This window comes from Desulfocucumis palustris (assembly GCF_002933875.1).
GTDB lineage: Bacteria > Bacillota > Desulfotomaculia > Desulfotomaculales > Desulfocucumaceae > Desulfocucumis > Desulfocucumis palustris.
In genome coordinates this window covers 1-22128 of the sequence record NZ_BFAV01000003.1, presented here as the reverse complement: position 1 = coordinate 22128, position 22128 = coordinate 1, and the positions used below count along the sequence as shown (strand labels likewise).

General features: G+C 48.7%; 20 protein-coding genes. 17 read left to right on the top strand and 3 right to left on the bottom strand.

Annotated features, from left to right (window positions below; all coding sequences use genetic code 11):
- Positions 1–49 precede the first annotated feature (49 nt).
- Entirely contained in the window at positions 50–1933 is a 1884-nt protein-coding gene (locus DCCM_RS00275; RefSeq protein ID WP_231702580.1) for a sigma 54-interacting transcriptional regulator, read from the bottom strand.
- A gap of 569 nt (positions 1934–2502) precedes the next feature.
- Between DCCM_RS00275 and DCCM_RS00270 the strand changes: the two genes are divergently transcribed.
- The 15 genes from DCCM_RS00270 (at position 2503) to DCCM_RS00205 (ending at position 17629) form a co-directional block, all read left to right on the top strand.
- On the top strand, positions 2503–3858 hold the full coding sequence (locus DCCM_RS00270; RefSeq protein WP_104370474.1) for a putrescine aminotransferase: 1356 nt from the start codon (positions 2503–2505) through the stop codon (positions 3856–3858).
- A gap of 64 nt (positions 3859–3922) precedes the next feature.
- Complete coding sequence (locus DCCM_RS00265; RefSeq protein WP_104370473.1) at positions 3923–5152, top strand: saccharopine dehydrogenase family protein; 1230 nt, start codon at positions 3923–3925, stop codon at positions 5150–5152.
- 389 nt (positions 5153–5541) lie between these two features.
- Entirely contained in the window at positions 5542–6615 is a 1074-nt protein-coding gene (locus tag DCCM_RS00260) for an ABC transporter ATP-binding protein (RefSeq protein WP_104370472.1), read from the top strand.
- An 80-nt stretch (positions 6616–6695) separates the two neighbouring features.
- Positions 6696–7496, top strand: coding sequence for an ABC transporter permease (locus DCCM_RS00255; RefSeq protein WP_104370490.1), 801 nt, complete (start codon positions 6696–6698; stop codon positions 7494–7496).
- Positions 7496–8278, top strand: coding sequence for an ABC transporter permease (locus DCCM_RS19630; RefSeq protein ID WP_128739018.1), 783 nt, complete (start codon positions 7496–7498; stop codon positions 8276–8278). The genes DCCM_RS00255 and DCCM_RS19630 overlap by 1 nt, the downstream gene beginning before the upstream one ends.
- Before the next feature lie 77 nt (positions 8279–8355).
- Positions 8356–9435 (top strand): polyamine ABC transporter substrate-binding protein, encoded by a 1080-nt coding sequence (locus DCCM_RS19625; protein ID WP_231702579.1) that lies wholly within the window; start codon positions 8356–8358, stop codon positions 9433–9435.
- A 181-nt stretch (positions 9436–9616) separates the two neighbouring features.
- Positions 9617–10099, top strand: a complete 483-nt coding sequence (locus tag DCCM_RS00245; RefSeq protein WP_104370471.1) for an HIT family protein — start codon at positions 9617–9619, stop codon at positions 10097–10099.
- Positions 10100–10126: 27 nt separating this feature from the next.
- A complete protein-coding gene (locus tag DCCM_RS00240; protein WP_104370470.1) occupies positions 10127–11302 on the top strand; it encodes a CaiB/BaiF CoA transferase family protein in 1176 nt (391 codons plus the stop codon).
- Between the two features lie 386 nt (positions 11303–11688).
- Positions 11689–12048: a hypothetical protein gene (locus DCCM_RS00235; RefSeq protein WP_128739016.1), complete on the top strand. Its 360-nt coding sequence runs from the start codon at positions 11689–11691 to the stop codon at positions 12046–12048.
- A gap of 181 nt (positions 12049–12229) precedes the next feature.
- The gene (locus tag DCCM_RS00230; protein WP_104370468.1) at positions 12230–12547 is read left to right on the top strand and encodes a LysO family transporter; all 318 of its coding nucleotides are present in this window, start codon (positions 12230–12232) and stop codon (positions 12545–12547) included.
- The gene (locus DCCM_RS00225; protein WP_104370467.1) at positions 12544–13140 is read left to right on the top strand and encodes a LysO family transporter; all 597 of its coding nucleotides are present in this window, start codon (positions 12544–12546) and stop codon (positions 13138–13140) included. The genes DCCM_RS00230 and DCCM_RS00225 overlap by 4 nt, the downstream gene beginning before the upstream one ends.
- Positions 13141–13253: 113 nt before the next feature.
- Positions 13254–13646 carry a DUF6941 family protein gene (locus DCCM_RS00220; RefSeq protein WP_128739014.1) on the top strand — a complete coding sequence of 131 codons (393 nt, stop codon included), beginning with the start codon at positions 13254–13256 and terminating at the stop codon, positions 13644–13646.
- Between the two features lie 274 nt (positions 13647–13920).
- Positions 13921–14871, top strand: coding sequence for an NAD(P)H-dependent flavin oxidoreductase (locus tag DCCM_RS00215; protein WP_104370465.1), 951 nt, complete (start codon positions 13921–13923; stop codon positions 14869–14871).
- A 444-nt stretch (positions 14872–15315) separates the two neighbouring features.
- Entirely contained in the window at positions 15316–17025 is a 1710-nt protein-coding gene (locus tag DCCM_RS00210) for a PAS domain S-box protein (RefSeq protein ID WP_104370464.1), read from the top strand.
- Between the two features lie 211 nt (positions 17026–17236).
- A complete protein-coding gene (locus DCCM_RS00205; RefSeq protein WP_104370463.1) occupies positions 17237–17629 on the top strand; it encodes a hypothetical protein in 393 nt (130 codons plus the stop codon).
- A gap of 470 nt (positions 17630–18099) precedes the next feature.
- Here DCCM_RS00205 and DCCM_RS00200 read toward each other — a convergent pair whose 3' ends face one another.
- Together DCCM_RS00200 and DCCM_RS00195 are read right to left on the bottom strand one after the other, a co-directional pair.
- Positions 18100–18705 carry a DUF2238 domain-containing protein gene (locus tag DCCM_RS00200; RefSeq protein WP_104370462.1) on the bottom strand — a complete coding sequence of 202 codons (606 nt, stop codon included), beginning with the start codon at positions 18703–18705 and terminating at the stop codon, positions 18100–18102.
- Positions 18706–18788: 83 nt separating this feature from the next.
- Entirely contained in the window at positions 18789–19535 is a 747-nt protein-coding gene (locus DCCM_RS00195; protein ID WP_231702578.1) for an SIMPL domain-containing protein, read from the bottom strand.
- 317 nt (positions 19536–19852) lie between these two features.
- On the opposite strand from DCCM_RS00195, the gene DCCM_RS00190 reads away from it, so the two are divergent.
- Together DCCM_RS00190 and DCCM_RS00185 are read left to right on the top strand one after the other, a co-directional pair.
- Positions 19853–20950, top strand: a complete 1098-nt coding sequence (locus DCCM_RS00190; protein WP_231702577.1) for a permease — start codon at positions 19853–19855, stop codon at positions 20948–20950.
- A complete protein-coding gene (locus DCCM_RS00185; protein WP_104370461.1) occupies positions 20941–21930 on the top strand; it encodes a TIGR03943 family putative permease subunit in 990 nt (329 codons plus the stop codon). Before DCCM_RS00190 ends, DCCM_RS00185 begins: the two co-directional genes overlap by 10 nt.
- Positions 21931–22128 lie beyond the last annotated feature (198 nt).

The following is a 22128-nucleotide window of genomic DNA, read 5'->3' as shown; positions in this document are numbered from 1 at the left end:
GAAAAAACAAAAGCATAGATTTTTTGTCTATGCTTTTGTTTTTTCGCCGTTATTTATCCAGGCCGTATTGTTTTAGCTTGCGGTACAGGGTTACCCTGCTGATTCCCAGTATTTCCGCCAGTTCTCCTTTTTTTATGTTTCCCGCCTTAATTTTTTTCACGTAACCGGTCAGCACTTCTTTTTCCGCAAGGTTTAACCTGTTTTTTAATATGGTGTTTCCTTTCTTGCTTTCCGGGTTTAACCAGTTGTCCCGGATTTTTAAGGGAATGCCGTCCATTGTTATTTCATCCGCCGAAGCCAGATTTACGGCGTATTCCACCGCATTCTCCAGTTCCCGGACATTGCCCGGCCAGTCATAACGGCAAAATGCCGCGGCAACATCCTTATCGAACCTTTTGATGGCCTTGTCCAGAAGGTTTTTGTATTTATCAAGGAAGTAATTCATGAGCATGTTTATATCCTCCCGGTGCTCCCGCAGGGGGGGGATGACCAGCGGGATGACGCTGAGACGGTAATAAAGATCCTCCCTGAATTCATTGGCCGCGCACATTGCTTCCAGATCCCTGTTGGTCGCTGAGATTACCCTGACGTTTACCGGTATCAGTTTGCTGCTTCCCACCCTTTCTATTTCCCTGCGCTGCAGCACATGCAGAAGCTTTACCTGCAGGTGCAGGGGAAGGTCGCCTATTTCGTCCAGGAACACTGTTCCCCCGTCCGCCAGCTCAAATTTTCCGGCCCTGCCCCCCTTGCGGGCGCCAGTAAAAGACCCTTCATCATAGCCGAATAATTCACTTTCCAGCAGGGTTTCCGGGATGGCGCCGCAGTTTACAATGACAAAGGGTTTATTTCTCCTGGGGCTGGCCTCGTGTATGGCCCGGGCAAAGAGTTCCTTTCCGGTGCCGCTTTCCCCCGTGATTAAAATGGTGGAACTGCCCTGGGCCACCCGGAAGGCTTTATTTTTGACCTCTGTTATTTTTCCGCCGGTCCCTTTGATCTGGTCAAACCCGAGCTTTTGTTGAAGCCCTGTCAAATTATAGGCAAGTCTCCTGGCCTCCGTCATGTCCCGCAGGGTGGCCACCACACCCACCGGCCTGGAGTTTAAGGTTATGGGGGTGGCGGTAACCAGGAAATGCATCCGGCGGGGCGGTTCCCCGTGGAATTCTTCTTTATTCCGGTAGCCTTCGCCTGTTTCCATTATTTCCGGAAGCGGTGAATCGGGTAATATATAATTAATTCTCTTACCTGTTATTTCCTCTTTGGGCCTCCCCAAAAGCTTTGCGGCGGCCGCGTTGCAGTAGGTAATCATATTGTTGTGGTCTATGGCCAGCAGGCCCTCATGGATGGACTCCACCAGGGCCTGCAGCTGGTTTTTGGCCAGTTCCAGCTGCATAAAGGCGTTATTTTCCGCAACCCTGGAAGCAAGCATTGCCGCGATATGCTGGAGGAATGACTGCAGGTGCTCCTTTTTTTCAAGCAGCCGCGCCCTTTGGGTCTCATTGAAGGCCACCAGGGCGATAATGCCTATGACAATGTTTCCCATGGTTATGGGACAGCAGATTTCTCCCAGCTCACCCATGTATACCGGGGAATAATAATCTTCATCCACAGGGTTTTCAACTATAAAAGAACTTTTTGTTTTAATCACCCTGGTATAAAGGAAAGACGAATCGGGGTAATTTACTTCCGAATCCTTGGTGCCTATCAGGCTGAGGTATTTCCCGGAACCTGCCACTATGGTAAGGTCGGCGGCCAGTATTCCGGTGTCGACTCCCAGAACCGCGGACACCACCTCCGCCACCTGCTGTGAAAAGGATTGCAGCATGGGGGATTTCAGGTAAAGCCCCTGATCCTGGTTAATAAAGAGAAAGGGAAAGGGATAGTATGGGCCGGTGAACTGCCGTGTTTTATATTTATCGGCTTTATGAAGCAACATAAGCACAACTCCCCCGGTTTTTGATATTTCCAAAGTTAAAAATAAAAGCCCCCGAAAGGTAAGAACCTTTCCCGAGGGCCTCTTTGCCAGCATAATTATGATAAATATATTGCTGCTTATCATATTATAAAACACTTGACTGATTAAAAGCAATTAAATTTTGTACTTTCCGGGAGTGTTTCAAAAATGGTATCTTGTTAAGTTTTTGAAACATGACGGTTAATTTAAAAACAATAATACGGATTAGCCCAATATTAACGGGCAAAAAGTCTGTTGTTTCCGTATCGGGAATGAGACTGCCCGGAGAAAGAGTTCGGCCGTTACGTTGTTGATTCCTTGCCAGTCTAGCATTTCCGTGGATTCTGCGCAAGTTTTTTAACATCTTGTTTGGGCACGGTTTGTGCATTTAAATGTTTGCTGGTTATTTAAAAAGCGTTGTCTTTTGATTTAACCGGGAATAAAAAAGAAAAAGGTGATTCTTAACCAGCTAATTAACGCCTTTCAATCGTAAAAGAAAAGGAGAAGGAAAGGCTGTTAGCCGGATAAAAATAAGGGCGAGGTGGTTTGCTTTGAGTAGCTCCAGGGACGAAATTTTAAAAGAGGGAGAGCGGATTGCAGGGTATATCTTAAAGGAAACCCTTGATGACCGGGAGAAGGACCGCATTGTCAGGGACTCCATCGATAATTTCAACAACCACGTCAACCCGGGCTGGCTGGTATACCGCAAATCGGTGTCCACCAACGCGGCCTTCGTGGAATGGGAGGACAGCCAGGAATCTTTCAGCGATCTCCATGGCAACGAATTTATAGACTGCCTGGGCGGTTTCGGCATATACACCCTGGGCCACAGAAACCCGGAGATAGTCAGGCTGGTAAGCGCCCAGTTGAACCGTTACGCTTTACACAGCCAGGAACTGGTGGACCCCTTAAGGGGTTACCTGGCCAAACTGCTGGCAATGTGCACCCCCGGGGACCTGCGGTACGCTTTTTTCTGCAACGGGGGTGCCGAGGCGGTGGAAATGGCCCTTAAACTTGCCAGGCTGGCCTCAAAAAAACATTATTTTATTTCCACCGTGAACGCCTTCCACGGCAAGTCCATGGGGGCGGTATCGGCAACAGGCAAGGGTATGTACCGGAAGCCCTACCTGCCCCTGATCCAGGGAGTGCAGCACGTGGAGTACGGCAATGCCGACGCCGCCGAGGCGGCCATAAAGAACCTGCTGGCGGTGGGCGAAACCGTGGCGGCGATGATCGTGGAGCCCATCCAGGGGGAGGCCGGCATAATAGTGCCGCCTCCGGATTACCTGCCCAGGCTCAGGGAGATATGCGACAAATACGGCGTGTTCCTGATCGCCGACGAAATTCAGACCGGCATGGGCCGCACCGGCAAAATGTGGGCCGTGGAGCACAGCGGGGTGGTACCGGATATTTTGATTACAGGAAAGGCCTTCGGTGGCGGGGTTATGCCCATAACCGGAATAATCGCCAGGCCCGGCCTCTGGACCGAAGACATTGTGGAGAATCCCTGGATTTTGGGATCCCCCACCTTTGGAGGCAACCCCCTGGCCTGCGCCGCGGCAATTGGAGCCATCAAGTATACCATAGAATACGACATTCCCGGCCAGATTGCCGAAAAGGGCCGCTATCTGCTGGGGGAACTGGGCAAGCTGCGAAATAATCACTCCATACTGACAGACATCAGGGGCATGGGATTTTTAATCGGACTGGAGTATCCCTCCACGGAAATCGGCTTCGCTGTTTCCAAGGGGCTGTTCAAGAGGGGGATTATGACCGGGGGGACCCTGAACAATGCCAAAACATTCCGCATTGAACCCCCTGGGATTCTTTCCCTGGAATCCATGAACAAAATTATTGAAAGGCTGGATGAAACCCTTACGGAAGTGGAAAAGGAATTTGGATACTGAAGGAATTTGGATACTGATTGAATAAAATAAAAAAATTAATAAAAAAACAACGGAAGGAGAAGTCATGAGAATTTTATTGCTGGGAGTCGGCGCGGTGGGTGAGGCATACTGTTCTTTAGGGGTGGAGAGGGACCCCGGGGCGCAGTGGTTTGAGCAGGTGGTGCTGGCCGACTATACCCTGGACAGGCCCTTAAAGGTTCAGAAAAAACTCAATGACAAAAGGTTTGTTGTGGACCAGGTTAACGCGGCGGACAAGGAGCAGGTGGTGGCGGCCTGCAAAAGGCACAACATTGATCTCCTGCTCAACTGCTGCCCGCAGTCGTTGAATGTTTCCATATTCGACGGTGCCTTTGAGGCCGGTGTGATGTACATGGACCTGGCCGCCACCCTGTCGGAGAAACATCCCGCGGATCCTTACAACAAACCCGGGGTGCTGCTGGGGGATTACCAGTTTAATAAAAGCGGGCAATGGCAGGAGGCCGGCAGGCTGGCGATAATCGCCATGGGAATTGATCCCGGTGTTACCGATGTATTCGCCAAATACGCCGAGAGCAAGCTGTTTGACGAACTGGAGGAAATAAGGGTCAGGGACGGCGCCAACATTTATGTGGAGGGGTATGATTTCGCCCCCACCTTTTCGGTGTGGAGCGTCATAGAAGAAACTCTGAATCCCTGCTATTTCTGGGAAAAGGATAAGGGCTGGTATACCGGGGAATCCTTTGCCGAACCGGAAATATTTGAATTCCCCGAGGGTATCGGGCCCCAGGAAGTGGTGAGCATTGAGCACGAGGAGGTTATTTTAATCCCCCGCCATGTGGACAAGGGGCTGAAAAAGGTATCCTATAAAATAGCGCTGGGCAGAGAGTTCATCGAGGTTCTCAACACCATCCGCAAACTGGGCCTGGATAACCCCGGGAAAATAAATGTCAAAGGGGTAATGGTGTCCCCCAGGGACGTGGTGGAGGCCTGCGTGCCCAATCCGGCCGAACTGGGACACCTGATGCACGGTAAAATGTCCGTGGGCATCTGGGTCAAGGGTAAAAAGGACGGCCTGAACAAGGAAATTTACATTTACCAGTGCGAGGACAACCAGGATTGCATGAGGCGTTACAATTGCCAGGCGGTATCCCTGCAGACCGCCATCGGACCCATCATTGCCAGTGAATTGCTGGCCAGGGGAATATGGACGGGCTCCGGGGTCAGATCCCCCGAAGAGTTTAACCCCGAACCTTTCCTCCGGTTGATGTTGGATTACGGCCATCCTTATAAAATTATCGACATGCCCATTAAATAAAAACCGCGGCAATACAGGCTTTCAAAAACAATATTTGAGTACTGGCGGGGCTTTCCTCTCCGGATGCAAAATTTAGTTAAAATATAAATTTTAAAAAGGGATACGGTGATTTTTGGTGAATTTTATAAAAAAGAGCCGACTTTCCTGACAGCAGATGTTGCAATGTATTTATTGACTTTGCCTTGGGGGATGCTCCAGATATGCTGTTGCCTGGGAATTGTTTTAAAGCCGCGATGACGCGGCCAGCAGGCAGATTATGGGCAATGAGGCCGCCTGTGTGTGGGTTAACCGCACCGGGGGGCTTTTTGTTATTTCATATTGGCGCTTTCAGGTTTTAAGCTGTCTGAAGTTAAGCAAAAGGTTTGGCACCTTAGGAGGGTTGATGGATAATGGGCGACAATATGGTTCAGTTGATTAATATTTCAAAAAATTATGGAGACAACATTGCGGTGGACAGTGTTTCCATAGATATTAAAAGGGGAGAATTTATTACTTTACTGGGTCCCAGCGGCTGCGGCAAAACCACAACCTTGAGGCTGATAGCCGGATTCGAACAGCCCACCGGGGGGGCGGTGCTGCTGGACGGGGAGCCGGTGGAGGGAAAGCAGCCGCACCAGAGAAACGTCAACACGGTTTTTCAGAACTATGCCCTTTTTCCGCACATGAACGTGTCCGACAATATCGCTTTCGGCCTGAGGATGAAAAAAACACCCAGGGAGCAAATAAAACAAAAGGTGTCGGAAATGCTCAGCCTGGTTCAGCTGGAGGGATACGGCGGCAGGATGCCGGACCAGCTTAGCGGCGGTCAGAAGCAGAGAATAGCCATCGCCAGGGCGCTGATCAACAATCCCAAGGTGCTCCTGCTGGACGAGCCTCTGGGGGCGCTGGATCTCAAACTGCGCAAACAGATGCAGCTGGAGCTGAAACATTTGCAGCAGAAACTGGGGATAACCTTCGTTTACGTAACCCATGACCAGGAAGAGGCCCTGACCATGTCCGACCGCATCGCGGTCATGAACAGGGGCAGGCTGGAGCAGCTGGGCTATCCCTTTGATATTTACGAGAAGCCGGAAACAAGGTTCGTGGCTGATTTCATCGGGGAGACAAATCTTTACCAGGGCAAGGTGAGCCAGGTAAGTGACAGTATCGCCTTAGTGGATTTAAACGGCAGTGTGGTTCACGTGGCCCGGAATGAATTGGTCTGCGGCGAAACTGTCTGGCTGGCCATTCGCCCTGAAAGGATTAAAATAAGCTTCTGGCCCGAAGAGGGAAAAGCGGCCGTCAGGGGACGCTTTAAGGAGCGCATATACGTGGGTTCGGTTTTAAAAACAGTATTAAAGCTTGATAACGGAATGGAAATGACCGTTAGCGAGCAGGCGCTGCAGCCATTCATTTTTGATCCGGACAGTGACCAGGTTTTTGTGAACTGGGAGCCGGAAGACGCGGTGGTGATGAGATCTTGAGGCCGGGCAAATTGTTATCGGCTACCGGAAGATGGCTGACCGGCGGGCCCCTGTGGACCCTTTCCCCGGTGATCATATTCATGGTGACTTTTCTGGCGCTGCCTCTTTTGCTGGTGATACTGGTCAGTTTCTTTAAAAGGGGAACCTACGGGGATATAAACTATGTATTTACCCTTGAGAATTATATCAGGATGATGGACCCCCTTTATCTTAAAATATTGTGGGTGTCCCTGGTTATCTCCCTGGCCACCACCGTGGTGTGCCTGCTGCTGGGCTACCCCTTCGCCTATTTCATTGCCCGGGCGCCCAAAAAATTCAGACTGCTTTTACTGATGCTGATTGTGGTGCCCTTCTGGACCAATTCCCTGGTGCGGACTTACGCCTGGATAATTCTTTTGCGCACGGAGGGAGTCATCAACACTTATTTAATGCAGCTGGGAATTATTCACCAGCCTCTTACCATGCTCTACAACCAGGGCTCGGTGCTGGTGGGGCTGGTATACACCCTTTTTCCCTTTATGATTTTACCCCTGTACGCCTCCATAGAAAAACTGGATTCCAGCTATCTGGAGGCCGCCGGAGACCTGGGCGCGACTCCCTGGCAGGCTTTTTTAAGGGTAACCCTGCCGCTTACCATGCCCGGAATAATCGCCGGCTCCCTGCTGGTCTTTATCCCTACCCTGGGATATTTTTTCATACCTGATTTGATGGGCGGCAGTAAAACCATGTTAATCAGCAACCTGATTAAGAATCAGTTTCTCACCGCCAGGGACTGGCCCTTCGGCTCCGCCCTGTCAATCATCTTGATAGTGATTACCCTGGTGCTGATTTACGCCTATATCCGGGTGGTGGGCAGCAAAAAAGACACGGAGGTATTTTGATGAATTCCGCTGTTTTTCGCTGGACTTCGATGGTATACTCTTTTTTGATTTACCTGTTTTTATATGTGCCCATTTTGATATTGATTGTATTTTCATTTAACGATTCCAAATTAAATGCCGTTTGGACCGGATTTACCCTCAAATGGTACGGTAAGCTGCTGCAAAACCAGGGTGTGCTGGAGGCCACCAAAAACAGCCTTTACGTGGCCTTTTTCAGCACCGTTATTTCCACCATGATAGGAACCCTGGCGGCGGTGGGGATGTACAGGTACAGCTTTAAGGGCAAAAGTGTGCTGGACGGGCTGCTCTATATTCCGGTGGTGATACCGGAAATTGTGCTGGGTGTGGCGCTGCTGGCCTTTTTCGTGATGATTAAAATGCCGCTGGGACTTCTGACCCTGGTGCTGGCCCACATCACCTTCAGCATTCCCTTTGTGGTGGTGGTGGTGAAAGCAAGGCTGGAGGGCTTCGACCGCTCCCTGGAGGAAGCTGCCATGGACCTTGGGGCCAACCAGCTGCAGACATTTTTAAAAATAACCTTTCCGGTTATTTTCCCCGGCATACTGGCCGGCGCCCTGATGGCCCTCACCCTGTCCCTGGACGACGTCATAATCAGCTTTTTCGTGGCCGGCCCGTCCAGCACCACGCTGCCGCTGAAGGTTTTCTCCATGGTGAAATTCGGCGTCAGCCCGGAAATAAACGCCCTGTCCACCATACTTCTGCTGTTTGTGATAACCATTGCGGTGACGGCGGAAAAGCTGCGCATAAAGCAGGAAAAATGATTTTTTTATATAAGAAAAGGAGGGTTTGAAGTGTGAAGGGGTTATTGCGGACAACAAAAAACAAAGGAGGAAGCAGGGTGAAAAAAATTAAGAAAACGGCTTTTTTAATGGGCGTGCTGGTGCTGGCGCTGTCACTGCTGGCCGGCTGCGGCGGCGGGGAAAAAAGCAACGGGACCGGGGAAGACGGGAAAATTTCCGGGGAATTGAACCTGTTCAACTGGTCGGAATACATGCCCCAGTCCGTAATTGACAAATTTCAGGAAAAGTACGGGGTCAAGGTAAATTACGGCACCTATTCCTCCAACGAGGAAATGCTGGCCAAACTCATGGCCGGGGCTTCCCAGTACGACCTCACCGTGGCCAGCGGCTATATGGTGGATATAATGGTTAAAAAGGGCTTGCTGCAGGAGATTGACTTTAACAACATTCCCAATTTTAATAACATCGGTGAAGATTTTAAAAACAAGGATTTCGACCCGGAGAATAAATATAGCGTGGCCTACATGTGGGGAGGCTCGGTAATAGCCTACAACAGCGATAAGGTAAAAATCCCCATTACCGGGTACAAGGACCTCTGGGATCCCAGCCTGAATAATTCACTGGTGGTGCTGGACGATCACCGGGAAATTATAGGAATGACCCTGAAGAAACTGGGATATTCCGAAAACGAAACCGATGAGAATAAGCTGAAAGAGGCGGAGGCGGAACTCAAAAAACTGATTCCCAATATAAAGGCTTATGACAGTGACAGCCCCAAAACCCTGTTAATCAACGGAGAGGCCGCGGCCGGACTGGTGTGGGGGGCGGAGGCCTATCTGGCCCAGCAGGAGAATCCCGCTATAAAAGCCGTGCTGCCCGAGGAAGGCATGTCGCTGTGGCAGGACTGCTTTGTAATTCCCAAGGATGCTCCTAACAAGAAGGCGGCCGAGGAGTTTATCAGCTTCATCCTGGACCCCGAAATCAGCGCCGAGATTTCCAGGGAATTCCCCTATGCCAATCCCAATATGGCGGCCCATCAACATATAGACAAAAAAATTCTGGAGAACCCGGCGGTATACCCCCCCGCCGAGGCTCTGGCAAAGGGCGAGTTTATCAAGGATGTGGGTGATGCCACCACCATTTATGACCGGATTTGGTCCGAAGTTAAAACCGAGTAAAAAAAGTTCAATTTCATATTTATAAAAAAATAAGGGCCGGGAAGGTGAAGTTTGACCATTTCCGGCTTTTTGCATTATGGGCCGGAGTCCCGAAAGGGGTTTTAAGCATCGCGAAATAAGGAAGGATTTAGTTTGACCCCGTAGAAAATAATAAACAAAAAAGAAGGGATGGGGGATTGACATGGAAAGGATCTGGGCACCCTGGAGAACCATATATGTGGGCAAGGATCATGGTTCCGAATGCATATTCTGCGAAAAGCTTAATTCCGACCAGGACAAGGAAAATTATGTTTTATACCGGGGAGAAAAGGTATTTGTAATATTGAACATATATCCCTACAACAATGGACACCTGCTGATAGCCCCCAAACGTCACGTGGGGGATATCGCGGATTTGGAGCAGGACGAGCTGCTGGAACTGGGGCTGGTTACCCAGAAAATGACAGGGCTTTTGCGGGCGGCCTTTAATCCCGAAGGCTTCAATATCGGCGTCAATCTCGGCAAAATAGCGGGGGCCGGCGTTCCCGGACACTTTCACATCCATATCGTTCCCCGCTGGGGCGGCGACACCAATTTCATGCCGGTAATCGGGGATGTCAGGGTAATATCCGAAGGGCTTGAGCTGACTTATACCAAACTGACCGGGGCCCTGGAGAAGAAATAAGAACCTTTTAATACGGGAGTTGAAGTTATGACCGCGCCGCTTAAGGGTGTTAAAGTGCTGGATTTGTCCCGCCTGCTGCCCGGGCCCTATTGTTCCATGATGCTGGGGGATTTCGGGGCTGAAGTGATAAAGGTGGAGCAGCCCGGCCAGGGAGACTATATTCGCTGGACGCCGCCCCTGGTGGGTGATACCGGAGGCTTATACCTTACTGTAAACCGGAATAAAAAAAGCATAACACTGGATTTGAAGAAAAAAGAAGCCAGGGATATTATATACAAGCTGGTGAAAGAGTCGGATGTGCTGCTGGAGGGCTTCAGGCCCGGGGTCACCGCCCGCCTGGGGATTGATTACGACACCTTGAAAAATGTTAATCCCGGACTTGTCTACTGCTCCATAACCGGTTACGGCCAGGACGGACCCTATGCCCTGAAGGCGGGCCACGATATCAATTATATCGGCTATGCCGGGGTGCTCGGGCTTAACGGCCGGGCCGGGGATACTCCCGCCATACCGCCGGTTCAAATTGCCGACCTGGTTGGCGGGTCGCTCATGGCGGTAAACGGCATACTTCTGGCGCTGCTGGCCAGGGAGCGTACGGGCCAGGGACAGTTTGTGGATATAGCCATGATGGACGGAGTGGTGGCCTGCCTGCCGGTGCTGACCGGCGCTCTTATGGCCGGGGGGCGCGCGCCGGTGAGGGGCGGTGAATTGCTCAGCGGCGGTTATGCCTTTTATAACGTGTACAGCGCCGCCGACGGCAAATACATAGCCCTGGGCGCGCTGGAAGGACAGTTTTGGGAGAGGTTTTGCCGCCATGTGGGGCGTGAGGATTTAATTCCTTTGCAGTTCACAATTGATAGGCAGGAAGAAATTATAGCTGTTTTGAGGGAAATATTTATTCAAAAAACCAGGGAACGGTGGCTGGAGGAGCTGGAGGAGCTGGACATCTGCTGCGGCCCCGTAAATGATCTGCCCGAAGCTTTCCAGGACCCTCAGGTTAAGCACAGGGAGATGGTGCTGGAGATTGACCACCCCAGGCTGGGAAAAATAATGCAGCTGGGCTTGCCGGTAAAATTATCGAAAACTCCCGGAGGAATATACAGTCCGCCCCCGGAATTGGGTGAGCATACCGATGAGGTGCTGGCCGGGCTGGGGTATACGGCGGAAGATATCGCCCTGTTGCGTGAAAAAATGGTTGTTTAGCCGCTGGAGGGGATGGAGGCCGATAAAGCGGCTGATTAATAAAATAGCTTCCGGCTGCTGCCCTTATTACGTGTACCATCCGGCGGGCTGGATAGTATAATAGAATTACATTAAAATTAAAGAACAGGTCCGGCTAAACGGCACCTGTTCTTTTAATCTACTGTTGCCCCGGCGGCAACCGGTTTGGCCGGTCTTTTACAGGTGTATGGGAGCATACCATATTAGTGGCGGTACATAAATAACACATTTTATTCCTGCCGACAGGAGGATTAAGTCATACTTTGGGGAATTAAATATGTGTCGGGTGTGAGGGATTAATTTGCTGTCCCGTGAAATATTTTATATATGTTGTTGACATGTATATTATAACTGAGAGGGTGGACAGGGTGGCTTTTAGGAAAGATGATATGATAGATGAAGTAAACGTTAAGGCGGGTACCCTTGACTGGTACACAAAAAACAAAAAACTACTCGACAAATCCGTTCCTGAAGTGGTTATCCTGGACAAAGCCGTGGGAAAAACTCATTTCAGCTTAATTCGCAATGATAAATTTCAACTGATATTCACCCACAGCACTTCGGATTTTAAAAGGGTGGCGGTGGGCGAAATTGAAAAAGTTGATTATTATGACGGAATACGCATTCAATTGACCTGGTGCCCGGAGGAGAGTTTTATGAAGGTAGCCGACACCACCCTTGAACAAAACTATTTTCTGGTCAGGGCCGAGGAAAAAAAGCTCATATAGCCTGATTGGACTTGATTTAATAAAAGGTGCGGACCCTGTTGACGTGCATATAATTCCGGGCTTTCTAAAGATTTTGAGAGGGAATGTTCCCGGTTAATGTGATTAATATTATTGGTAATTGGCGGTGTCAGACACCGTCCTTTAATTTTTAAACTTAAATAAGCAGCACGGAGATGAAAATATGGGGGTAATATTTATTTCACTGGGACTGGGTGTGGCCCTGGGGTTCCTGCGTCCCCTTTCGGTGTCGCAAAGTAAAATGATGTTCAGAGTGACTATGGCGGGATTATTTCTGCTCCTGGTGGTAATGGGCGCTCAGCTGGGGGTTAACCAGGAGGTTCTCAATAACCTGGGCAAAATAGGCTTCAAAGCGGTGGTGCTGGCAGGATTCGCGGTGGCGGGAAGCATTTTGGCCGTACATATTCTTTTCCGCTGGCTGGATCCAAAAGGCTCCGGGAAAAAAACGGCTTCTGAAAACAGGGAGAATTTGTGTCAATGACCTGGTTCGTGCTTATTGCCATAGTCGTAGGGGTTGTTTTCGGGAAGTGGGTCATGCCTGCCGGGTGGGAGGCCCATCTGGACGTCATTACCTCCGCCGCTTTATGTATCATGCTGTTCGGTGTGGGAATAGATATCGGTTCCCAGCGGGAGGCCTGGAGCAGGCTCTGGAAAATGGGCCTGAAGGTTTTTCTTGTCCCGCTCATGGTATGTATAGGAAGCCTGGGAGGCGCTGCGTTGGCCGGTATTGCGCTTGGCATGCCCTTTAACGAGTCAGCTGCCATCGGGGCGGGGTTCGGCTGGTACAGCCTGTCCGGGGTTCTGCTGGCTAAAATATACAGTGTGGAAATTGGGGCGCTGGCTTTTCTTACCAATGTCTCCCGGGAGTTAATGGCCTTTCTGTTAATTCCCCTGCTGGCCGCCAGGGTCGGGAAAATGGCGGCGGTGGCTCCCGGGGGGGCCACCACCATGGACACCACTTTGCCGCTGATCGCCAGGGTTACGGATCCGGATACCGCCGTGATCGCACTGGTCAACGGCACAGTTTTGTCTTCGCTGGTTCCGTTGCTGGTGCCGTTGTTTATAAACATTTAAGAAAGGAATCCCCCAGTTTCCGAAGGGGGACAGGCTTTCTTTAATTGCGTGTATCCATATATTTTAACGGTTTCGGGAAGAATGTTGTTGCCCAATATAAAGGGGGATGCCTTTTGTCTGCCACCCTTTGCTCTTTCATTCTTTGCGATGACATCAATCATGATAATGGAAAATTTAATATCATAGGCGTTTTTTTTCGCATCCACGTTATGAGTTACCCGGCCAGAAAGCGCTGCTTCGTGGTTCTGGGATGGTACGGGGATGAGGGCAAGCACTATTTCGGCCTGAAATTCCACAACCCGGATCGCTCCAGGATACTGCTGGAAATGTCCTCCTATCCTTTTGAACTTGCCTCCCGGCGTCCCTATTCCAACGGTATTATCCAGGTGGACCTGCCCCTGGAGATGGAAGGGATATACTGGTTTGAGGTCCTGCTGGACGGTGAGTCCAGGGGATTATTTCCGGTGTTTGTGGAAACGGTGGGCACCACCGGAAGACTGGCTTAAGGTAGATCCCTGTAAAAGTCCCTGCCCCTAGTTTAGCTTTTTAGGGTACCTCCGCATCTCCCAAATGTTGTCCGGCCCCAATCTCAATCCTCATAACGCCCTCCGTTCTTAATGTGACAATATTTTCGCCGTTACCCCCGGTATTTGCCCATATTATAAAAATCCTTATTTATGTATAATCTATGTATAAAGTGTAACTATTAAAATTGTACGGCGGGCATTTTCAGTGTATTATTAATGTGTAATGCAAGTAATTTTGGAAGGAGACTGTACTTTGGAAATACCACAGTTGAAAATAGGGGATCTGATGCCCCGTTTCCCCATTATTCAAGGGGGTATGGCGCTTAGGGTTTCCACCGCTTCCCTGGCGGCGGCGGTGGCCGAAGCCGGCGGCATTGGCGTTATCGGAGCAACTGGAATGACTCCCGAAGAGATGAGAATGGAGATAAGGGAAGCAAAAAAACTGAGCCGGGGCATCGTGGGTGTAAACATTATGTTTGCGGTCAGGGAATTCGCCCAGTTGGTTAAGGCGGCTATTGACGAGAAAATTGACGTAATATTCACCGGGGCGGGTTTTTCCCGGGATATTTTCAATTGGGGCAGGGAAGCCGGGGTGCCTGTGGTTTCCATAGTTTCCTCCGCCAGATTGGCGAAAATAGCAGAAAGATACGGGGCGGCGGCGGTGGTGGCCGAGGGTAACGAGGCCGGAGGGCACCTGGGCACCGATCAGTCCCTGTTTGATATATTGCCATCCATACGTTCAGCCATAAAAATACCTTTGATTGCAGCCGGCGGCCTGGTGGATGGAGGTGGTATCGCCAGGACTTTTAAACTTGGCGCAGACGGGGTGCAGATGGCCACTAGATTTGTATTGAGCCAGGAATGCAGTGTAGCGGACGCGTTTAAGCAGATGTATTTGAGGGCCACCGCCGATGATGTGGTGGTTATACCCAGCCCGGTGGGAATGCCGGGACGGGCGCTGAAAAATTCATTTGTCAACAATGTGCTGAACGGGCTGGTGGAGAAAGCCAAAAACTGCACTGCCTGCCTTAAGGCCTGCACGGGGCAATACTGCATAATAAACGCTCTGGAGAAGTCCCGCATCGGCAAGGTTCAGGAGGGCGTGGTTTTCGCCGGCAAGAACGTGCATATGATAAAGGATATTTTACCGGTGAAGGATATTTTTAATAAACTACTACGGGAAATAAAAGAATACAGGGATTAAAAGCATGACCCGCCGAGTGCGGGTTTTTTCCCGTGGATAAATAAGTACTTTAAATTAGTTGGTAAAAAAACAAAATTTGCGCATGCCGGCATAGCTGACAGCAAATTAGTATATTTATAAGGGATTAAGGATTATCGGACAACATGCTCTGAAAAATATACTACAACAGATTCTTTGAAAAATAAGGATATTTTAATATTTGTTCAAAATCTTATATCTGCAAACACAGTTAATGTTAATGGAAATTAATGAAGGATATTTTTGTTTTTGAGAGAATTATTAATAACTGCACAAGAATTAATGGCCTTTGGCGCCGTGTGGAAATTTATTGCCCAGTTGAGCTAAGTTGCTTATCTGGGCAATAGATTTTATTGCGGATATGTCGGATTTTGAATAACTAGAAAATATATTGTCAGCTTGTGCAGCCGGAGGTTTGATACATAAATGAATTTTAAAAAACTGTCCAAGGAGAAGAAAAGGAAGCATGAATACCGGAAGCAACTGGAGCATCTGGTAAAAGAGAAGACGGCTGAACTGGAGAAGTTGAATAAATTGCTGCAGGGGGAAATAGTCCGGCGTAAGCAGGTGGAGGAGGAACTGAGCCGGGTTCTGGAGGAATTCCGGATATGCCAAAAAGAGTTGTCAACGCTGTTGAGAACTTCCCGGGTTATGCTGGAAAACGATAATTTTGAAGAGACTGCCAGGGTTATATTTGAATCCTGCAGGGAGCTGCTGGGAGCCGCGGCGGGATATATCAGCTATAAAAACAATGATGCCGAAACCAGGGCGCCTTACCTTGCCTATGGCGATTCCTCCTGCGCCGTTGACTCTTCGCTTCCCGCCCCGATTCGCGGCTTGAGAAAAATTGCCTGCGAAACCGGCGGGGTGGTTTATTGCAATGACTTCCCCAAAAGTGAGTGGGCAAATCTATTGCCGGAGGGCCACATTATTCTGGAAAACGTCCTGTGCGCGCCTCTCACCATACAGGGGGAAACGGTGGGGCTCCTGGCCCTGGGCAATAAACCCGGCGGTTTTAAAAATGGTGATGTAAAAATGGCAAACGCTTTTTCTAAAAATATTTCCATGGCTTTACATAACAGCCGCCTGATTGAGTCATTGGAATACAGCGAGGAGCATTTTCGCTCGGTGGCCCGGTCCGCCGGAGACGCCATTGTTACCATTGATAATATGGGGAACATAGTGTTCTGGAATAGAGCGGCGGAAATTATATTCGGTTTCACCCGGGAGGAAGCGCTGGGTTCTCCCCTGACCATTATCATACCCGAGAGGCTGCGCCACCGGTATCCGGCAAAGATAAACAGTTTACATGAAATTGCTTCAATCCCGGCTGGAAAAACCATAGAGACTTTCGCCCTTAACAGGGAAGGGAAGGAAATACCGGTTGAAATAGCTTTTTCCAGGTGGGAATCAAGGGGCCGGATATATTTTTCAGGAATTATCAGGGATATTACAAACAAAACAAAAATTCAAAAGGAAATGGACAGACTGGACAGGCTTAACCTGGTGGGGCAACTGGCCGCCGGCATAGGGCATGAAATTAGAAATCCCATGACCGCGGTGCGCGGTTTTCTTCAGTTACTCACCTCAAAAGAGGACTGTTCCAATTACAGGGAATATTTTGATCTAATGGTCGCCGAACTGGACAGGGCCAATTCAATAATAACTGAATTCCTTTCCATGGCCAGGAACAGGCAGTCGGAAATGGAATTGCAGAACATTAACAATATAATCACGGCCATGGAGCCGTTAATTGCCGCAAGCGCCATGCATTCCAACAAATATGTGGCCATAAAACTTGAGGAAGTGCAGGAAATTTACCTGAATGACAATGAAATTCGCCAATTGATTCTAAATCTTGTCCGGAACGGCCTTGACGCCATGCAGTCCGACGAGACGTTAAGTATAAGGACCTTTATAGAGGGGGATAAAATCAACCTGTCCGTACAGGATCAGGGGTGTGGAATCCTGCCTGAAATTCTGGAAAAGATAGGCACACCGTTCTTTACCACCAAGGAAAACGGAACCGGACTGGGCCTGGCGGTTTGCTACAGCATTGCCGCCCGGCACAATGCCACCATTGACATCGACACGGGTGATGGAGGAACGACTTTTTTTGTCCGTTTCAGTATGTAAACCGCGGCCTTTTCGTTTAAACCATTCTGCCGGAATTTGCTGTCCGCAGCTGCCCATCGGCTTCCATATCTTTATAATTATGCCCGCCATGTCGCCGTTTAGCAGGGAAAGCCCATGTGCTATACTTGATTTGACAGCCCTTTTACATGTGTTGGGAGATTACTCACCAGGCACAAATGTTTAGGGGTAACGGCAAAAGAGGAGTGGTGAATTGGCTGAAGTATTAAAAGCCCTGGCGGGTATAATCAACTTTATTCACGATTTTTTACTGAGCGTCAGCGGAGCCCTTAATTTAAACCTGTCGGACAAGGATTTGCATTTTTGGTTGATAGGTATCATGGGCATTGTGATATTTTGGGCGGTGGACTCGGTTTTTAAAAGGCTTGCCAGGTGGAACATATCCGTCATTTCTTTTGTGTATACCTTTACGGTGCTGATGGTGCTGGTGTTCGGATTGGAAATTGAACAGGGCATCACGGGCAGGGGAAACATGGAGTTTAAAGACATAGTAGCGGGATTATGGGGTTTTTTGGTTGTTTTTTTCGCTTATTTAATAATAAAGACAATTTTTATTTTGCCTGGTAAATTTTGGGGCCGCCGGTAATGTTAACAAAAATAGGTATTCGCTGAAACGGGACCGGCGGGAGATGAACATGAAAATTTCAGGGCAGGGTGCAGCCTGTTAGCGGGATAATAAAACCTCCCGGAGGAGGCTTAGGGCGTTTGAATCAGGCAGACGGTGCGGATAAGTGCCTGTAACCCGTATACCTGCAGGGAGCGGATGGAATAATGTCGGCCCTGATCTGAATATGGTCGCAAGCTGCCTGGGGTCTGACACAACAGGGCGGGGAATAGGCGTCTGCCATGGAACTAACGATACGGCCCCCGGGAATAACATTGAGTTTGCATTGGAGTCCACCATGACCCGGGGGAGAGGTAAAAGGGATTTTTGGTCTTTGTACATACATCTGGAAGCACCCCGATTCATTAAAATTTCTTTTATTTTATTACCGCGATTCCACCGGGGTTACTGTATATAATTAACATGCCCGGAAACCGGTAGCAAAATATATATTAAATAGCATTTAATTTCCGGTTATGCAGTCCGGAAAATATTAATAGGGAGGTTGCGGCGCCGCATAGCGCCAGGAACATATCCCACTGGGTGTCCCATACGTCGCCCTGGGTTCCCAGAAAAGCTTCGGCGGCTGTGCCCGTGGCCAGGGCAACCCACCACTCAATTAACTCGTAAGAGGCGCTAATGGCCAGACATATGCTGATCACTATAAAAGACAGCATTTTACCGGGCTTTAAGGGAGTTAACCGTAAAAGTATCTCCCGGGCAACCATCGCCGGCACAAATCCCTGGGTGAAGTGCCCTATCCGGTCATAATGGTTGCGGCTGAAATCAAAAACCTCTTTTAGCCAGTCAAACAGCGGCACCCTGGCATAGGTGTAATGGCCGCCAACCATGAGGATGGCCATGTGTACGGCAATGAGCAGATAGCAGAAAGTGGTGAATTTGAATTTACCATAAGTCGCGGCAAGGATGACTGTTCCGAGCAGTGCCGGCAGCACCTCCAGAAGCCAGGTGAACCTGTCGTAGGGATTGATCCCGGACCATGTCAAGACCAGTAAAACGCTGATAAGAAGCGATAGGTGGTAAAATTTACTATTCATGTTTTACCCCTTGCAAAGTTAGTTGTAATGACGAAAAACCCGGCACACAGCCGGGGTGCTACAAACAATATATTATTCAATTATTATTTTACATAGAACTCCACGTTAACTACGGCTGTTATTTCTTTCTCCAGGGAAGAAGTGTCATTTATTCCATAGTCGGAAACCTCGGTGGAATTAAGGGGAGTTATCTGAAAAACTCCCATTTTAGATGAACGCAGCCCTCCGATTTGGCCGCCGCTGTTCCTGGCAAGTTGCTCCGCGCGGATTTTCGCGTCTTTGGCGGCTTCCCCAAGCATTGTCACCTTTAAATCATTCAGCTTGGTGTAATAATACTGGGGCGGTTGAGATTCAAAAACCACTCCCTGGTTGATTAGCTCGGTGGAAGTGCGGGATACTTCCGTAATTTTGTCCACATCGGCCGACTTGATTTCCACATTTTGAAGAAGCCTGTAACCCTCCAGTACATTTGACTGAATTCCGTTGGGATTGATCTGGTACAGGGGAATGGTCTGGATGGAAGCAAACACTATGTCCTTTTCCGCGATACCTTTTTGCAGCAGGTAATTTTTTACCTTTAACTGGTCCTGGGACAGCCTGTTATATGCTTCGGGAAGCTGCGGGGATTGGGTTGAAAAACTTCCACGCCATACAACCAGGTCGGATACCATCTGCTTCTTGGCGGCACCGGTAACAGTGATGGTGTTCTTGCTGCTGGCATAGTTTTTTAACGGGGCAGCCAGGATAAGCGTGCAAATAATTAATGCCAGGGATATCACCGCAGCCATTATCAGTCCGGGAAGTATACGGCTTTTCTCCTCGGTATTCAAAATTTTCACCTCCTTTTTGAGATTATCGTTATAACATAGACGTATGTTTAATAAAAAATGTTACACAAAAAACCACAATGATAAAATTTAACCGGACTGTTCCCCGGCGATGCGGCGGGGGTTTGCTCATATATCCTATTAAATTTTTTAAAATTTGTTTTTCTTTTTATTGGGTTGACATGTTTTACCCGGCAGAATAATAATATTGATCAGTAAATAGGATTAATTCTTATCCAGAGCAGTGATTTTTTTGTGAACAGGAATTTTAAAGGCTTTTTTATTGCCAAAAATCATATATTCCAGGCGGTTTAAATATAATGATAAAGCTGATTGGACAAGCGGTCGCCGCTGCCGGGGAGAGAAATGAATTGAGAATTATAATTAAAAGTTCAACAAAAATCATATATATTGCCTTTGCTCTATCCTGTCTTTACTTAATGTGGCACCTGTTAAAGCTGGCCGAGCTAAAAGGTTTGTCGGAATACATAAAACAAAGTGTTTCTTCGGCCGGCATTTTAAACTTTAAAACCGTTTTTTTAAGTATTATCATTGAAGCATTGCCATTTATTATTATAGGTGTTTTTGTATCGGCAATAATTCAAAACTTCGTTTCCGAAGAGACAATCGGTAGGGTATTGCCTAAAAGCAGGCTGTTTAGCATATTAATCGCCTCCCTGCTGGGGATTATTTTTCCTGTATGCGAATGCGGTATTGTACCGGTGGCCAGGAGGCTGGTTCAGAAGGGTGTTCCTTTATATAGCGCCATAACATTTATGCTGGCCGCGCCCGTTATTAACCCCGTGGTGGCTTCCTCAACAGCCATCGCCTTTACTGTCAGGCCCGATATTGTTTGGTTCAGGCTGGGCTTTTCCTTTATTGTGGCCTGCTTAACCGGATTGATATTAAGCTTTCTTTTTCACGGCAGGGAGTTGAAAGCGGGCGCGGACATGCACGGACATGGTTGCGGCTGCGGCTGCAGCCACCATCAGGAGTATTCGCCGGGGACTTTTAGCGGTAAAATACGCGGCACTTTTCAGGATGCCTGCGACGAGTTTTTTGAAATGGGTAAATATCTGATGCTGGGAGCTTTTTTAGCCGCCACAGCCCAGTCTTTCATTTCCCAGGATTTGTTAACAGGCATCGGAAAGGAATCCTTTTCATCAATCTTAACCATGATGAGTTTTGCCTTTGGGTTGTCGGTATGCTCGTCGGCGGATGCTTTTATAGCGGCATCTTTCATCAACCTATTTTCCAGCGGCTCGCTGCTTGCTTTTATGGTATTTGGTCCAATGATCGATTTGAAAAACATATTGATGCTGCTCAATGCCTTTAAACTGCGTTTTGTGGTTATTTTAACCGTCATAGTTACCTTATTAATAATTTGTGGTGCTTATATGATAAATTTATGGCAATAGGGGTGATACCGGGAGTGCGGACAGTATTAAACCTGGAAAATAAATTAAAAGCCTTTATTTTACTTGGATTCAGTTTATTTTTATATTGGCTTGTGGATACCGGAACAATAACCGTCTATATCAACCCCCGGTTTGCCGGAATTACAAAGGCAACGGCGGTTGTTATGTTTCTTATGTTTGTTGTACAGTTCTTCCGGCCAAACCCGGGGGTAGCCATGAGTCATAATCATTCCAATTCCGTCAGGGGGGTAAAATGGGGCTATATAGTCTTTATCATTCCTTTATTAATGGCATATCTATTACCTCACACCACCCTGGACGCCAACGCGGCTGCCAATAAAAAAATCAGCCTTGACGCCGGAACGGTAAGCGGCGGCCGGCCCAATGGGCTTGAGCCCGCGGTACGGGACGGTGAAGGTATAGTAAAGACCCCTGAAGAAAGTACAAGCTCTCAGGATGTCATAGATAGCAAAACGGCTGCCGGTGATGGGGCCGGGGCAATTAATCCCGGTGACAACGGGCCGGTGGCCCAGGCAGACCCAAATAACGCCGACAAACAGGAAGATAACCCGGCCCAGGGGCCTGTAAGGCCGCTGGCCAAAGAACTGAAGCAGGCCGGCCTGATAGAGGTGAGCGATGAAAATTACAACTACGTGATGTCCGAACTTTATGTGTTTCTTGATGATTATATCGGTAAAGAAATCACCATACTTGGTTTTGTGGACAAGGACGACAGTTTTATGCCCAATCAATTTGGAGTGGCCCGTTACGTGATTACCTGCTGCGCCGCCGACGCCACGCTGGGAGGTTTAATATGCGAGTACGACAATACCGGGAGTTTGGAAAAGGGGCAATGGGTGACCGTAAAGGGGACTATTAAAAAGGGGACGTATGAGCAGCAAAACGTTCCTGTGATTAAGGTTACTTCCTGTGAAAATTCGGAGCAGCCGCAAAATCCATATATCTATCCCCGGTATTGATGGTTTGGCGTGAATTTCTAGGAGGCCGTTGAAAAAGTCCATCTGCTGCGTTGCGGCTGCGGCCTCAATGCTCGACGTACTACGAGTACACTTAAGCTTGAAGCCTTGCCGCGCCTTGCATCTGGAGCTTTTTGAACGGCCTCGGGCGGTAGTTTAGCAACATGTTTATTGTTTTTTCAATGTGTTTTTCAACACTCT